The following is a 15,844-nucleotide window of genomic DNA, read 5'->3' on the forward strand; positions in this document are numbered from 1 at the left end:
GTCTATCTATCTATGAGCGGTCGGGCGCGCCTCAGTCATCGTCGGAAGCCTGCGCGAGAGCAAGCCCTACGTACCCTCCGATGGCCGCAAGAGCTCCCGCCACCATGCCGAAGCCTGCCTGCACCGCCTTGTCGGCGAGCTTGGCGACTATCACGGGGACCAGCTGTTTCAGCTGACCGATGATGGCCTGCTTGACCAGGCCTCCGAGAATTCCGGCCATCCCGCCAAGGAGACCGGCCACCACGGCCACGCCGAAGTCAAACCAGTTGAACTCCGCGAAGCCGAACGCCAAAGTCGCCAGCGCATAGGTGATGGCTCCCGTAACAGCCCCAACGATCGCACCGCACGCAAGGTTTGCGCCCGGCGCCTGGAAGTAACACAAGCCGGTGGCGAAGTTGCTCAAGACCGCCACGCCTATGTCGAAGAGTGCCTTCTTGACGCTGAATCCCTTGGGGACAACGGATTCTTGCGGCGTTTCCTGGGCCACCAGCAGCATCTTCGCCGATGCCGGGCTTCCGGCTGCGGGAGTGCACACGCCCGACTGCCGGTCGCCGCCGAAGCAGCCTCCGCCGCCGGAACCGCCGCCACCGGATCCGCCGCCGCCACCGCCGCCACTACCGCCCCCGCCACCCGGGTGGGTGGTGTCATCGGGGATCGGGATCTCGCCGGGCGGCGGCTCGGCCGGCGGGCAGCTGCCATCGCCATTGGGGTCGTCGACGCCACAGGTGTCGTACTTGCCGGTCGGGTCGCTGTTGGTAATCGGGCTGTTGTGGCTGTAGGCAAACCCGTTGATTTGTTGTGGATCGGTGATGTCGATTACCGGGTCGCGGCTGAGGAAGCGGCCCAGCGTCGGGTCGTATTCTCGGGCGCCCAGATGGGTCAGGCTGCTGTCGTCCTTGATGCCGCCGACGTAGCCCTTGTTGCCCTTCCACGTTCCGCCCTGTGGCCCCCGTGCCTCGCCATAAGGCATGCTGCGTCGACGGCTGACCGCAAGGGTGCTGGGATCGATCTGAGCCACGCTGGTTCCGTGCTGGTCGGAGATCGTCCAGCGCAAGCCGGTGGCATCACGCACGGCGACGCCGCCGTAGAAGCGCGTGCCCAGCGGATTGGCCGTGCCGATCTTTTCCAGCTGACTGCCGTCGGGCAGGAACAGGGTCTGCTTGTTGGCGTTGCTGGAGATGAGCCTGTTCCCGGCGGTGTCATAGATATATGAGGTGGTCACACCGGCCTCGGTGAGAGAGGCCAGATGCCCCTCCTTGTCCCAGGTCAGTGTTTGGGCGGCCCCGGTGGCGCTGGTCCGGCTGGCGGTGTTGCCACCGAGGTCATAGCCGAACAAGCGGGTCGGGGTGGCCTTGGGACCGGACGAGGTGACCTGCTTGAGCTGGTGGGGTTTGACGCTGCCGGCCGCGCCCACCTGGTAGGTCCACGTGGTGTCCCCGGCCGACGGGTCCTTGTCCACCTCGCTCAGGCGGTTGCCGACAGTGTCGAAAGTCCACTTGCGCCAATATGGATCGGCGCCGGTGCGCTGCGGTGTGGTGCAAGCACCCGATGTCTGGGTCCAGCCCTCGGTCAGCCTGCGCAGGTAGTCGTAACGGAAACACTCCTCCTGATCGGCCACGCCGTCGGTCTTGCCCGCCACCGACGTAGTGTTGCCCGCCAGGTCGTAGCCGTAGACGGACTCGTACTTGACGATGAAGTTACCCGGCGTCGTCTGGTTCTCCAGCGAGACAAGGGCATTGGTGAGCCGGCGGGTGGCGGGATCGTAGGCGTCATTGAGCCGCACCTGCTTGCCCGCAGCGCCCAGCCAGCGCATGTTGACCAGACCGTCGAAGTGGTAATTCGTCCCCGCCAGATAGGTGCCCTGGCTATCGCTGGTGTTAAGCCGATCTGGCTGACCGGTCGTGGGGACATAGGTGTGCGTCAGGGTTTCCCCCGGCAGCGAGCCCACGGCGGGCAGCACCTCGGTGGCCAGGGCCCCGTTCTGCTTGTAGGTGTTGGTCACGGTGTAGGTCAGGGTTGCGCCGCCTGTTCCGAACCCGGGCACGGTGACCGTGGTGGTCAGTGGCTGGTAGTCGTCGCTGTAGGAGCTGACCGCCTGGGTGTAGGTCTGCCCGCCCGTATAACGGGAGGTGGAGGTGAGCTGCCCCTTGGCGACGGTGTCGTACACCCAGTCCGCCATGATGGTGCCGGTCTGCGTCGTGTCGCGCACCTTGGTCCTGCGGCCAAGACTGTCGTACTCGTACCACAGAACCTGTCCGAGCCCGTCCGTTGTGGACAGAGTCTGCCCGGCGTCGTCGTAGGTCGACGTCGTCGTCCCGGTGTCCGGATCCACAGCCTCGATCGTGCGGCCGAGCAGATCGTATTTGAAGGTCCAGGCATTGTTGCCCGGGTCGGTGACGCTCTTGACCCGGTTGGCGTCGTCGAACGTGTACGTCGTCTTGTCGAACGCGCCGGAGAAGGGGGCACCCGAGAACTGGCGCTTTTCGTACACGCGGCCGCGCGCGTCGAACAGGTCCTGGGTGGGTGTGCCGCCGGCCGGCGGGATGATGCCGGTGCGGTCGCCGCCGTACTGGGTTTGCGTCTGCCATTGGAAGACGTCGTTCTTGTACAGCTGCTCGCCGATCTTGCGTCCGGCGCCGTCATAGGTGCGCCGGGTCTGCGATTCCACGCTCGTGTCGGCGAACGTGACCAGAGTGCCGGTTGGCGCGGAGGCGTTGTTGTAGAAGCTGGACAGCTTCGCCACCAGAGCACGCCCGTCGTATTGGGTGTCGGTGATGGCGCGCTTGCCGTCCTGGGTGGGCGTCTGGGTCTGCCTGGCGCGCAGGAACCCGTCGACGATCTCGAAGGAGGTGATCTGGTTGCCGTCGGGGCCCAACATCTTTGTCGTACGGTACGACGGCGCCCCATTGGTGATCGTGTAGAGGTACTCCGCGTCCGGCGTCCCGGAGGTGGGATGCCCCGGCTTCCACACCTTGTTCACGCGCCCCAGCGGATCGTAGGACGCTTTCGTGATCTTGCTGTTGGGGTCGGTGATGGATGTCGGGAGGCCACGCAACGGGTCCATCGCGGTGGTGACGGTGTGTCCGCCCGGGTTGGTGACCGCCACCGTGGAGACCAGCCCTGCCGCGTCGTGGGTGTAGGCGGTCGTGGTGAGCCGGTTCAGCTGGTCACGCGCCCACACCCGCCGGCCCCACTGGTCGTAGTCCGCGGTGGTGACCGCGAAACCCGTTGCGGTGGAACCGTTGTGGGAGCGGACCGTCTCGGTGCGGGTGCTCAGAGCACGCAGCGGCGGCAACCCAAAAGCGTTGTTGTCGAAGAACGTGCGCACATCGGAGACCAGATCGGCCGGGTAGGCGGGGGTGGTGGCGCAGTTGACCCCCACCGTTTCCGCTCGCTGCACCGTGTTGATAAGACGGCCTGTGCCGCCGAACCTGCCGATGACGTCCGCTTTGGCGTCGGCGTTGATGTCGCCGGCCGACAGCAGGTGGCTGTAGAACGTCCACCCGGTACCCAAGGAGGTCGCCGCGCCGAAGGTGCCGTTGCCGTTGCCCGGGTAGAGCCGCAGCTCACCGGTGGCCTTGACGCGTGCGTAGAGGTCGGTCTTGCCGTCGCCGGTGACGTCGCCCTTGCCGAACACGATGTCCCGGTCGTTCCAGAGGTTGGCATCCACCGCGACGGAAACGCCATCGATCCATGACCCGGCGCCGTTGCCTCGGATGTAGTACATCTTGTTGTCCGACGGACGGCGGTACATCACATCCACCTTGCCGTCGCCGGTGATGTCACCGGGCGAGAAGATGATGTCACCGTCCCAGCCCCAGCCGATCGCCTCGGAGGCACCGGTGACCCAGCCGCCGGTTCCGTTGCCGCGAACCATAAAGAGGGTGTTGTCCGACGGCCGCCGATAGATCACATCCGGCTTGCCGTCGCCACTGAAGTCGCCAGGCGAGAAGACCTGGTCCACATCGATCCAGCCCCAGCCCATTTCCGTGCGACCGCTGAACCCGCCGGAACCGTTGCCCGCGAACAGATACAGGTTGCCGTTCAGGGTTGAGCGGGCGATCACGTCGGGCTTGCCGTCGCCATTGAAGTCGCCGGGCGAGAAGATGTTGTCGTACACCGACCAGTCGTTGTCGATCCACGTTCCGATGCCGCCGGCGGTCAAGCCGGAGCCGGTGCCGGCACGGTAGACGAGCTGCTGCGCGTTGCGCACGGTAGTGTTTCGCGTGCACAGGTCATCGGTGGTGATGCCGGTGTCGCCCTTGTCGTCGACCTGGCTCAGCGTGCCCCACGTGGTATCCCACGTGTTGACCTTTTCGGCGGTGCGCCAGGCGCCGGTCGACACCACCTTCGTCAAGGTCTTGGTGGACGCCTCCCGCGCCATGTAGGCGACTCGCTCAGGCGGTGTCTGCCAGGTGGGCAAGCCGCCACCGGCGGTCTGCCACACCGACCAGTGATGAATGGTCTTGGCGATCTCGGTGGACCCGTCGTAGGCGATTTCCTCGCGGACCTGCCCGGCCAGGGCCACATGGTCGTCGACCGTGGTGCCAAGGCTGTCGGTGATGGTGGCCCGGCGGAAGAAGTTCTGGTTGGGGTCCAGGCCCGTGTCACGGTCCAGACCTCGATAGAACAGCTGCTTGATCTTCGTCTGCGTGCCGGTGGCCGGGCCGGTCGTCGTGACGACGGTCGGATATCCGCGCCACGTGTTCATGGCCTTCTTGATGCTGCCCCAGGGGTTCGAGGAGTAGCTCCACAGCACCAGCGGATGCCCCGACGGTGATCCGGCCCCATCCATCAGGTACTGGTAGGAGGTCTCCACCGGCGGGGAGCCGCCGACCATGTCCCGCTCGGTCACCTTGTCCACCACGAACTTGTGCCACCACGACCACGCCGACGACCCGGATCGGTTGGTGACGAACTGCATGAAGCAGCGGGAGGCGTTGTGGTTGTAGTTGGGCCATTCGGCTTGGGCCTTGCCCGACCACCACGTGCACGCGGGTTCGTTGGCGGGAAGGTAAGAAACCTCTATGCGCCCACCGGACTCGGTGTCCACGTAATCGATGCGATATTTCTGCGGGTCGGCCATTGACGCGCCCGGGTCATAGTCGGCGCGGTTGCGGTCGATGCGTCCGTGGAAGGTCATTGCCGGAGTGGTGGCGAAGTTGCCGAGGGAGTCGAAACCCTTGCGGGATACCGACGCCAACCACAGGACCGGAACATCGGTGCCGCCCGGGAACAGGTGGGTGAACGACCACTCATCGACGCTCTTATAGGTTGCCCCGCTTCGCATCTTGGTCGTCACCTTGGTCAGGCGCTTGGTGGTCCAGTAGGTCGGGCCGGTGACGGGCTTGAGGTTGCCGTAGTAGTCGGTCGACTGGCAGGGCGCGGCCGAGCACTGCAAATCCCACGGCGTGTCCACCCAGTTGGCAAGATTGCCGCAGTCACTGAGGCACCGGTCGGTGTTGCTGAACTCGACGATGGCCGGTGCCGTTGCCGTGGTCTCGTTGCCCGCTCTGGTGCCGTACTCGATGCGGCTGAGCACTGCGTCGCGGTCGTAGGTCAGCTCGTTGAAGCCGGTGCCCCCGGATCCGTGTAGGTTGGTGAATCGCTCGTACCAGTACGACATCGAGTTGCCGTGCACGTCCACGACATAGTCAAGATTCCACCTGTACGGCATGAGGCATCGCGAAGCCGCAAACGAACTGGTGTTCAGGCAAGGCTCGCCGGTGTGGTTGGACCAGACCTGCTGGGTGAGCACGGAGTTGGTCTCGCGTGCGCCGGAGGTCCAGCCCGGCAGGCGCTGACGGCCGAAGTACCACTGGGTGCCGTCGGCCGTCTTGACGCGCCAGTGCGCGCCCAAGCCGCCTATGCCCGAGTTGAGGTATTCCACCATCGCGGCGTTGTCGTTGCCGACGCGCCATACGTTCGGCGTGCCCGTAGGCACCAGCTCACCGCTGGCTCCCGACCAGGACAGCTGGTAGTTCTCCAGGCGGATGCACGTGTCGGTGAGGTTGGGCCAGTAGGCGCCATGGTCCTGATCCTGGGAACAGGGGCGGAAGGTGGATTCGATGAACCCCCCGCCGGTCAGGCTCCAGCCCTCGCCGATCAGTCCACTTTGGATGTTTTCGGACGCGGTCTGGCCGTCGACGGCTTGCGAGCTATAGCTCAAACCCATCTTCGGGGCCAGGTCGCCGGGCACCGGCGGCGCGGCCATCGGGTACGAGTAGGTGAAGCCCCCGGAGTTCGCGCCTGCGGCCCAGGCATAGCTGGCCTTGAGGTCGGTTTTGGCGAAGGTGCCCACGCCGGCGGCTGTTCCCGAGCCGGTGATGGCGATGAGCGAGATGCCGGCGGCCGCAGTGACGGCTCCGTCGGACTCGATCCCCCGCAGGGCTTGCTGTTTGGGTGACAGCGGGGTAGCCGGACCGGCCGCCAGCGGCGCGGCGAGGTCCACCTCGGCGGACAGGGTGCCCGCCTTGAAGTCGTTGTCCACCAGCAGTTCCTGGCCCACGCACTCGCCGCGCGCGGCGGCCGCTGCGCTCACCTTGGCCAGCCCGCACAGCGGGATCTGGCGCAGCCCCAGCCGGGCCGCCCAGGCGCCGCCGTAGGCGTGCCGGAAGCTGTTGTAGTCGATCTGAACGTTGACCTTGGCCGGTCCGGAACCGCCGTCCGCGCGCGACAGCTGAAACGCCACCGGCGAACCGACTTTCTCGGCGGCGGACTTCTCCAGAACCTCAACCTTCACCTTGGCCGGCGCCGGCGCGACCCGGGTGGTGAAGCCGTCTACGGTGACCGGCGACACCCGCACCCGCAGGCCACCGATCGTTGCGGCCGCGGGCGCGCCCACATCGATGGTCGCGGTAGCTGGTGATGGCCAGGAAACGTTGCTGGCCTTGAGCTCCGGCATCTTCGACAGCGGCACCACTTTGGATGCCAAAGAGCTGACCGGAACGGAGTTTTCGGGTTGATTGGCGGGCGCCGCAGCGGCCGCGACAGGCGGAATGCCTGCCAGAATACTGGTAAAAACACTCAGGACTAGCCCAAAAATGGCACGGCTTCGCACCGCAGTAAACCTCCCCCGTGGAGTCGCGCCCTCCTGCTGGGGACGCTGGGTCACACCGTAGGGGAGCACGCCTCGATCAGTCAATGCTGATCAATATTTACCCTGGTGAAGTCACTTTTTGGCGATCACCCGGTTGAGGGGCGCCGCGAGGTCTCCTCGCTCGGCGGGCGCGATCTGTTGCAGGCCAAGCCAATCGGCCAAACGCCGCAGCTCGCCACCGAGCGCCTTGGCCGTTGCCGCCGCCTTGGCCCCGGGCTCCAGCCACGCGGCGGGGACGCGCAGGACACCGGCTTTGCGATCGGCCTTCAGGTCGACCCGGGCCGCGAACCGGTCGCCATGGAAGAACGGCAACACGTAGTAGCCGTGCACCCGCTTCGCCTCGGGAACATAGATCTCGATGCGGTAATGCAGGTCGAACAGACGCTCAGCCCGATTTCGCTGCCATATCAACGGATCGAACGGACTGACCAATGTGGACACGTGCAATGGCTTGGCGGCGGGGATGTCGCGATGGCGCCACGCCTTCGGCTTCCACCCTTGCACCTGGACGGGGATCAGCACCCCCGCCTCCTCCAGCGCGCGGATCGCGGGGCCGGTCGAGGTGGCCGGGAGCCGGAAATAGTCACGAAGCTCGATCTCGGCCGCCACCCCGAGGCTGAGCGCGGACTGCTCGACCAGCTGCCGGAAGGCCTCCTCGGGCGGCGGTGTGGGACGAGCCAGGATCTCGGCCGGCAGGACCCGCTCGGTCAGCTCATAGCGACGGGCGAACTGGGTGGTGCGCCCGGCCGAGGTCACCTCGCCGATGTAGAAGAGCCACTCCAGCGCCATCTTGACCTCGGACCAGTTCCACCCCCAGTTGTCCTTGGCCCGCGGCACATCCTCCTCGATCTCGGCCGCGGTCATCGGACCCCGCGCCCGGACCTCGTCAAGCACCCACTGCACCAGGTCGGGCCGTTTCGCCGCGATGCTGCGCGGACCGCCCCAGGCCTTCTCGGCGGTCGCCATGCGCCAGCGCATCAACGGCTGCAGCTCGTGCGGAAGCAGGGCCGCCTCGTGGCCCCAATATTCGAACAGCCACCTGGGTTTGCGCGCGCTCGCCCGGTCGAGCAGAGCGGTGTCGTAGCCGCCGACGCGGGCGTAGGCCGGCATGTAATGGGCGCGCTGCAGCACATTGACCGAGTCAATCTGGAAGAGACCGGTGCGGCCGACCACCCGGCGCAGGTGCTTGGCCGTGACCGGGCCTCGCGGCGCCCGGTCGGCAAAGCCCTGGGCTGCCAGCGCGATCTGCCGGACTTCGGAAATCGATAGCGTCTCCATCAGAAGTGAAACCTACTTGCCCGGTACGACATCGGCGATCCATGTCCAAAGCCCACCAGGTTTGTGAGCTGCGTCACATATCGCCTTGCCTTGACGTCGGCGGCAACGTTTACGTTGGTGGCCAAGGAGGTTCACATGCTGATCGGCGAGCTGGCCGAGCGCTCCGGCACCACCACCCGCATGCTGCGCTACTACGAGCAGCAAGGTTTGCTGCGGGCGCGGCGGTCGTCCAACGGCTACCGGTCTTACGACGAGTCGGAGCTGCGTGTCGTGGAGGAGATCCGGGCTCTGCTCGCCTCCGGCTTCGGCCTGCAGGAGATTCCGCCCTTCGTCGCCTGCCTGCGTGCGGGAAACGCGAGCGGTGACGTCTGCCCCGACTCGGTCGCGGTGCTCAGGCGCAAGCTCGCGGAGGTCGATGCCCATCTCGGTCAGCTCTCCACGCTTCGCGAACAGCTCCGCTCACAGCTCACCAAAGCCATCGAAAGCAGGGAGGAACCATGCCACAGGGGATGTCAGTAGTCACCGATGCCACGTTCGCCGAAGCGGTGCTCGCCAGCGAGCTGCCCGTCGTGGTCGATTTCTGGGCCGATTGGTGCCCGCCCTGCCGTGCCATCGAGCCGAGTCTGGCGGAGCTGGCCGAGGAGTTCGCAGGCCGCCTGGTCATCGCGAAGATCGATTCGGACGTCAACCCGATCAGCTCACGGTCCTACGCCGTGATGTCGCTGCCGACCCTGCTCGTCTTCCGCGACGGCGAAGTGGTCGCCCGCATCGTGGGGTCGCGCCCGAAAGCCGCACTGCGCAAAGCGTTCGAGGCGCAAACTACTATCCCGGTGTGACCCTGGTAGTGCGCCCCGAGACCGAAGCCGACTGCGACACCATCGCGCAGCTGCATGTGATGGCCTGGCAGAAGGGCTATCGGGGGTTGCTTCCCGATGAGGTGCTCGACACGCTCAGCGTGCCGGAGTGGGCGCAGAAACGCCGCGAGCGGTTCAACAACGACGGCCCGCGCCGCACTCTCGTGGCGGAGGTGGACGGCGTGGTGGCCGGTTTCGTGAGGTTCGGGCCCGACCGTCACGAGGAAGAGTTCGGCGAGATCCAAGCCATTTATGTTCACCCCGATTTTTGGGGTACCGGAGCCGGCGACGCCCTGATCCGCGAGGCGCTGGACAACCTGCCCCAGCAGGAGATCCACCTGTGGATGCTGGAAGGAAACGAGCGGGCGCAGCGCTTCTACGCGCGCCACGGGCTACACCCGAACGGAACGCGGCACTTTTACCGGCACTCCGGGAGCGACTTTGACGCCCCCGAGCTGCAGCTCGCCCTTCGCCGCGACTAGCCCCGGCGTGAGCGCCAGCAGAGCCAGCATGATCCAGACGTAGGCGTTGGCGAAGACGAACCCGTCCACACCGCTGAAGTCGAATTGGTAGACCCATACCAATCGGCTGCAGAGCACGGCAAAGGCGAGCGCGGCGAAGACCTGCAATCGCCGGCCGCCGCGCTCCAAGATCAGCACAAAGGCCGGGATGGCCCAGACCAGATGGTGCACCCAGGTCACCGGGCTGATCAGCACGCCCACGATGCCGGTGAGCGCCAGACCGAGCGTCTCGTCGCCGGAAGCGGCCGCACGGCGCGAGCGCACGAACCAAATCGTGAGCACCGCCAGAATTCCAGCCGCCCAGAGCAGCTTGCTCGGGTGCGCCGGATCGAGGCGGGCCACCACGCCCTGCACGCTCTGGTTGGAAATGAAGGCGAGCACGCCCACCCGATCGGTGTCCCACAGCGCCGAGGTCCAGAACTCCCGCGAGGCGTCGGGCGCGATCGCCGCCGCGAGCAGGGTGGCGCCCGCGGCGGTGACGCTGGCCACCAACGCGGCCCGCCACCGTTTCGTGATGAGCAGGTACAAGATGAAGATGCCCGGGGTCAGCTTGATCGCCGTGGCCAGGCCGATGCCCACTCCGGCCCAGCGCGAGCGCTTGGAGAGCAGCAGCAGCAGGTCGGCGGCAACAAGCCCGACCAGCAGCATGTTGACCTGTCCAAACAGGAACGTCTCTCGGAACGGCTCGTACACAGCCAGCAGGCAAAGGGAGATCGCCAGCGCGAACCATGGGGTCCACCGCCGCTTGGCGATGACGGGCTTGAGCAGCTCACGCATGAGCCAGACGGTGACCCCGACCGTGGCGAGCGAGCCGATCGCCACCGCCACCGGCCAGCTCAGCACCGCCATGGGCAGCATGGTGAGCGCGGCGAAGGGCGGATAGGTGAATCCGTAGGTGCTGCCCTTGCGCACGAAGTCGTAAAGGCTCCCGCCGTCGGCCCAGTAGTTGATCGCGCCGTAGTAGACGTTGAGATCGAAGAAGCCGTGCCGCACCGCGAGGAAGGCGTCGAAGACCAGGGCCGCCACGGCGAGCGCCACGACAATCCAGATCTGGGTTCGTTTCTTCACCCACTCCCCCTCACGGCTAGGCTGGCCAACTATGGCTCTTGGATTTGTCCGGCCGGCCCGCCAAAGCGACGCCGCTGAGATCGCTCGGGTTCAGCTGGCGACCTGGCGGACCGCCTATCGGCGGTTGCTGCCCAGACACATCCTCGAGGAGATCGACGAAGACTTTCTGCGTGAGCGTTGGCTTGAGGCGATTGTCGCCCCGCCAAGCGAGCGCCATCGGGTCCTCGTCGCCATCGAACAAGCGGCTCAAGAATACTTGGTGGGCTTCCTCGCATCGGAGCCCGCCGAGGAGGATCACGGGGTGGCCGCCATCACCGAGCTGCTGGTCGAGCCGCGCTGGGGGCGCCGGGGCCACGGCAGCAGGCTGCTCGCGGCCTCCGTCGACCTGTGGCGCGCCGACGGTTTCACCGCCGCCGGCGCGTGGGCCTTCGACCAGGACATAGCGACCCAGAAGTTCCTCACCTCGGCCGGCTGGGCCCCGGACGGATCGACCCGGGCCCTCGACGTCGATGATCTTTTGGTCCCCCAGAATCACCTGCACGTCTCGCTAGAGCAGATTCCCGAGACCGACGGTGAGACCGGGACGCTCGACGACTGAGCGGATGGCGAGCAACACACCGGGCATGAAGGACACCCGGTCGTAGGAGTCATGCCGGATGGTCAGCGTCTCGCCGGTGGTCCCGAAGAGCACCTCCTGGTGGGCAACCAGGCCGCTGGCCCGCACGCTGTGCACGCGGATGCCGTTGAGATCGGCGCCGCGCGCCCCGGCCACCTCGTCCTTGGTGGCGTCGGGGACAGCACCCAGCCCTGCAGCCGCCCTGGCCTGGGCAATCGCGTCAGCGGTGCTGATAGCCGTGCCGCTGGGCGCGTCGAGTTTGCGCGGGTGGTGCTGCTCGATGATCTCCACGGATTCGAAGAAGCGGGCCGCGCGGGCGGCGAACTCCATCATCAGCACCGCGCCGACCGCGAAGTTGGGCGCGATGACCACGCCCACGTGCGGGTGGCCCTTGAGCCAGGCCCGCACGCGATCGATGCGCGACTGGGTGAAACCGCTCGTTCCCACCACCACGTTGATGCCCTGCTCGATGCACCAGTGCAGGTTGTCCATGACCACGTCGGGGGTGGTGAAATCGACCACCACCTGCGCGGCGGCATCGGAGGCGTTGAAAAGCCAGTCCCCTTGATCGATCATGGCCACGAGGTCGAGGCCATCGGCGGCGTCTACGGCCTTGCACACCTCTTGCCCCATGCGGCCGCGCGCGCCCACCACGCCGACGCGGATGGGTTCCTTCTCGTCAGTCACCGGCTCAACCTACCGTTATCGAAACGCCGAGTCATCGAATGGGCCAACTGCCGCGAGTGTCATCGGAGCAGCCAGGACCTGTGCCGCCATGGCATTGGCGTCATCGAGCGTCACCGCGTCGACCTTCTCCAACAGCTCGTCCATGGTGAGCAGCTCGCCGTGCAGCAACTCGCCCTTGCCCAGGCGGCTCATCCGCGATCCGGTGTCCTCCAAGCCGAGCACGAGTGCGCCTTTGAGCATGCCTTTGCCGCGGCGCAATTCGTCCGGGGTGATCCCCTCCGCCGCGGTCTTGGCCATCTCGGCTCGGATCAGGTCGAGCACCTCACCCGACTTCGCTGGAGCACAGCCGGCGTAAACGCCGAACGTTCCGGTCTCTGCGAAATGGGAGACGTAGGAGTAGACCGAGTAGGCCAGCCCCCGCTGCTCACGGATGCTCTGGAAGAGCCGGCTGGACATGCCGCCGCCGAAGACGTTGTTGAGCACGCCCAACGCGAATCGTTGCTCGTCATGCCTTCCCGTGGCAGCTCCGCCGAGTACCAGATGAGCCTGCTCGGTGTCATCGCCACGCACCACGGTGGTAGCGGGGCGCAGCTTCACCTTTGACTCAGGTGACCGCATCGCCGCGGGCACACCCGCCGCGAACGAGGCGAACGACGAGTCGGCGAAGGCCTGCCGCACCTGCTTCACCACCGTCGCGTGATCGAGGTTGCCGGCGGCGGCCACCACGATGTTGGGCGAGGTGTAGCGCCGCCGATAGAAGCCGTTGATCTGCTTGCGGGACATCGGCGTGATGGTCTCGACGGTGCCGGAGATGAGCCGCCCCAACGGATGGTCTCCATAGAGCGCCGCCATGTGCAGGTCGTGCACCTCCTCGGAGGGCTCGTCGGCGTGCATGGCGATCTCTTCGAGGATCACGCCACGCTCGGTCTCCACATCGGAGTCGAGCAGCACCGAGTCGGCCACCGCATCGCACATGACCTCGATCGCCAACGGCAGATCGGCGTCGAGCACCCGCGCGTAGTAGCAGGTGTATTCCTTTGACGTGTAAGCGTTTGTCTCGCCGCCCACGGCTTCGATGGCCGACGAGATGTCCATCGCGGAACGCTTCTTGGTGCCCTTGAAGAGCAGGTGCTCCAGGAAGTGGGAGGCCCCGCTGAGTTGGGGCGCCTCGTCACGCGAGCCGACGCCCACCCAGATGCCGAAGGAGACGCTGCGCATCGCCGGGATCGCCTCGGTGAGGATGCGCATTCCGTCGGGCAGCACGGTGCGGCGGACGACCCCTCCGAGGTCGCCCGCCACCTTACGCGTTACTGCCCTGTTGAGGCGGTCTTTCATTCGCGACGCTGACGACGCTCGCGCCGCTCGCCACCTTCGCGCGGGCCTCGGTCTCCGCGATCTCCACGCGGGCCGCGGTCGCCGGCACCCTCGCGCGGCGGACGGTCGCCGCCTTCGCGGGGCGCCCGCTCGGTGACGATCGGGTTGCCGTCAGGGCCGATCTTGTCCAGATAGATCTTGCCGCGGGCATCCACATCGGCGATGACGACCTCGACCTTGTCGCCGACATTGAGGAAGTCCTCGACCTTGTCGACGCGCTTGCCGTCGCCCACCTTGCTGATGTGCAGCAGGCCGTCGCGTCCCGGTACCAAGGAAACGAAGGCACCGAAGGCAGCGGTCTTCACGACCGTGCCCAGGAACCTGTCGCCCACCTTCGGCAGGGTCGGGTTGGCGATGGCGTTGATCCGCTCCACCGCGGCGGCGGCCGATGGGCCGTCGGTCGCGCCGACGTAGATCGTGCCGTCGTCCTCGATGGAGATCTCGGCGCCGGTCTCGTCCTGGATGGCGTTGATGGTCTGGCCCTTGGGGCCGATCACCATACCGATCTTGTCGACCGGGATCTTCACCGTGGTGACCCGCGGCGCGTAGTCGCTCATCTCCCCCGGCGAGGCGATGGCCTGGGCCATCACGCCGAGGATGGTGTGCCGCGCCTCGTTGGCCTGCTGCAGAGCGGCGGCCAAGACATCGGACGGGATGCCGTCGAGCTTGGTGTCCAGCTGCAGCGCGGTGACGAACTCCGACGTGCCGGCGACCTTGAAGTCCATGTCGCCGAAGGCGTCTTCGGCGCCGAGGATGTCGGTCAGCGTCACGTATTCGGTCTTGCCGTCGACCTCATCGGAGATGAGGCCCATCGCGATGCCCGCGACCGGCGCCTTGAGCGGCACACCGGCGCTAAGCAGCGACAGGGTCGACGCGCAGACCGAGCCCATCGAGGTGGAACCGTTGGAGCCCAACGCTTCCGAGACCTGACGGATCGCGTAAGGGAACTCCTCGCGCGCCGGCAGCACCGGAATCAGAGCCCGCTCGGCCAGCGCGCCGTGACCGATTTCGCGGCGCTTCGGCGAGCCAACCCGGCCGGTCTCACCGGTCGAGTAGGGCGGGAAGTTGTAGTTGTGCATGTAGCGCTTGGTCTTGGCCGGCGACAGAGTGTCTAGCGCCTGCTCCATGCGCAGCATGTTCAGCGTGGTGACGCCCATGATCTGGGTTTCCCCGCGCTCGAACAGGGCCGAGCCGTGAACCCGCGGCAGCACCTGGATCTCGGCGGACAGGTCGCGGATGTCCCGCAGCCCCCGGCCGTCGATGCGGACGCCCTCACGCAGGACGCGCGAACGCACTTCGTGCTTGGTCAGCGACCTGAACGCCGGTGAAAGCTCCTTCTCGCGGCCTTCGTACTGCGGCGCGACCTCGGCGAGCACCTTCTCCTTGACCAGGTCGAGCGCCTCTTCCCGCTCGGCCTTGCCAGCGATCTTCAGCGCCTCGGCGACCTCGGACCCGGCCGCGGCCTTGACCGACGCGTAGACGTCGTCCTGGTAGTCGAGGAAGACCGGGAACTCGGTCACCGGCTTCGCCGCCACCTCGGCCAGCTCGCTCTGAGCGCGGCACAGCTCGCGGATCGCGGCCTTGGCGGCCTCAAGCCCACTGGCCACGACCTCCTCGGTCGGCGCCACGCCACCATCGGCGACGAGCTTGACCGTGTGCTCGGTCGCCTCGGCCTCCACCATCATCACGGCGACGTCGCCGTCGGGCAGGGCCCGGCCGGCCACCACCATGTCGAAGGTGGCGCGCTCAAGCTCGGCGATGGTCGGGAACGCCACCCACTGGCCGTCGATGTGCGCGACCCGGGTCGCTCCGATCGGGCCGCTGAACGGCAAGCCGGAAAGCTTGGTGGACATGCTGGCCGCGTTGATCGCGACCACGTCGTAAGGGTGCTGCGGGTCGAGCGCGAGCACGGTTTCGATGACCTGAACCTCGTTGCGCAGGCCCTTCACGAAGGAAGGCCGCAGCGGGCGGTCGATGAGGCGGCAGGTGAGCACCGCGTCCTCGCTCGGGCGTCCCTCACGGCGGAAGAACGAGCCCGGAATGCGTCCGGCCGCGTACATGCGCTCTTCGACATCCACCGTCAGCGGGAAGAAGTCGAACTGCTCTTTGGGCTGCTTGCTGGCGGTCGTGGTGGAAAGCACCACCGTGTCGCCCAGCTGGGCGACGACTGCACCGGCGGCCTGCTTGGCAAGGCGGCCGGTGGAGAAAGTGATCTCGCGGGTGCCGAATGCACCGTTGTCGATCACTGCTTTGCTGGTTTGTTCGCCGAGTGTCGTCTCGGTCATGTGAGCTTCCTGCTCCTTCTACGTCGTGGCGCGCCGCAGGAGGCTAGGGGAAGAGCCGGTCT

The 15,844-nt window shown here is 66.6% G+C and carries 10 protein-coding genes; 4 read left to right on the forward strand and 6 right to left on the reverse strand.

The genetic code is table 11. The features are described 5' to 3' along the window. Positions 1-31 precede the first annotated feature (31 nt). Together Rhe02_RS20050 and Rhe02_RS20055 are read right to left on the reverse strand one after the other, a co-directional pair. Positions 32-6,934 (reverse strand): FG-GAP-like repeat-containing protein, encoded by a 6,903-nt coding sequence (locus Rhe02_RS20050; RefSeq protein ID WP_203909803.1) that lies wholly within the window; start codon positions 6,932-6,934, stop codon positions 32-34. Positions 6,935-7,171: 237 nt separating this feature from the next. Beyond that, on the reverse strand, positions 7,172-8,377 hold the full coding sequence (locus Rhe02_RS20055; protein ID WP_203909804.1) for a winged helix-turn-helix domain-containing protein: 1,206 nt from the start codon (positions 8,375-8,377) through the stop codon (positions 7,172-7,174). Between the two features lie 135 nt (positions 8,378-8,512). On the opposite strand from Rhe02_RS20055, the gene Rhe02_RS20060 reads away from it, so the two are divergent. The 3 genes from Rhe02_RS20060 to Rhe02_RS20070 are packed head-to-tail and all read left to right on the forward strand — an operon-like array spanning position 8,513 to position 9,713. Beyond that, a complete protein-coding gene (locus Rhe02_RS20060) occupies positions 8,513-8,896 on the forward strand; it encodes a MerR family transcriptional regulator (RefSeq protein WP_203909805.1) in 384 nt (127 codons plus the stop codon). After that, positions 8,875-9,213 carry a thioredoxin gene (trxA, locus tag Rhe02_RS20065; protein WP_275412627.1) on the forward strand — a complete coding sequence of 113 codons (339 nt, stop codon included), beginning with the start codon at positions 8,875-8,877 and terminating at the stop codon, positions 9,211-9,213. Before Rhe02_RS20060 ends, trxA begins: the two co-directional genes overlap by 22 nt. Beyond that, positions 9,210-9,713, forward strand: a complete 504-nt coding sequence (locus Rhe02_RS20070; RefSeq protein WP_203909806.1) for a GNAT family N-acetyltransferase — start codon at positions 9,210-9,212, stop codon at positions 9,711-9,713. The genes trxA and Rhe02_RS20070 overlap by 4 nt, the downstream gene beginning before the upstream one ends. Here the strand turns inward: Rhe02_RS20070 and Rhe02_RS20075 are convergent. Next, positions 9,624-10,820: a glycosyltransferase 87 family protein gene (locus Rhe02_RS20075; protein WP_203909807.1), complete on the reverse strand. Its 1,197-nt coding sequence runs from the start codon at positions 10,818-10,820 to the stop codon at positions 9,624-9,626. The genes Rhe02_RS20070 and Rhe02_RS20075 overlap by 90 nt on opposite strands. 31 nt (positions 10,821-10,851) lie before the next feature. Between Rhe02_RS20075 and Rhe02_RS20080 the strand changes: the two genes are divergently transcribed. After that, positions 10,852-11,418 carry a GNAT family N-acetyltransferase gene (locus Rhe02_RS20080; protein ID WP_203909808.1) on the forward strand — a complete coding sequence of 189 codons (567 nt, stop codon included), beginning with the start codon at positions 10,852-10,854 and terminating at the stop codon, positions 11,416-11,418. On the opposite strand, the gene dapB is transcribed toward Rhe02_RS20080, so the two are convergent. Genes dapB through Rhe02_RS20095 form a run of 3 tightly spaced genes read right to left on the reverse strand, consistent with a single transcriptional unit; the run spans position 11,368 to position 15,782 of the window. Next, positions 11,368-12,123 carry a 4-hydroxy-tetrahydrodipicolinate reductase gene (gene dapB / locus Rhe02_RS20085; protein ID WP_203909809.1) on the reverse strand — a complete coding sequence of 252 codons (756 nt, stop codon included), beginning with the start codon at positions 12,121-12,123 and terminating at the stop codon, positions 11,368-11,370. The genes Rhe02_RS20080 and dapB overlap by 51 nt on opposite strands. A 15-nt stretch (positions 12,124-12,138) precedes the next feature. Then, entirely contained in the window at positions 12,139-13,458 is a 1,320-nt protein-coding gene (locus Rhe02_RS20090; protein WP_203909810.1) for a M16 family metallopeptidase, read from the reverse strand. Continuing rightward, entirely contained in the window at positions 13,455-15,782 is a 2,328-nt protein-coding gene (locus tag Rhe02_RS20095) for a polyribonucleotide nucleotidyltransferase (RefSeq protein WP_203909811.1), read from the reverse strand. Before Rhe02_RS20095 ends, Rhe02_RS20090 begins: the two co-directional genes overlap by 4 nt. Between the last annotated feature and the right edge of the window lie 62 nt (positions 15,783-15,844).

The sequence above is a fragment of the Rhizocola hellebori genome, from assembly GCF_016862955.1.
In the GTDB taxonomy this organism is placed as follows: Bacteria; Actinomycetota; Actinomycetes; order Mycobacteriales; family Micromonosporaceae; genus Rhizocola; species Rhizocola hellebori.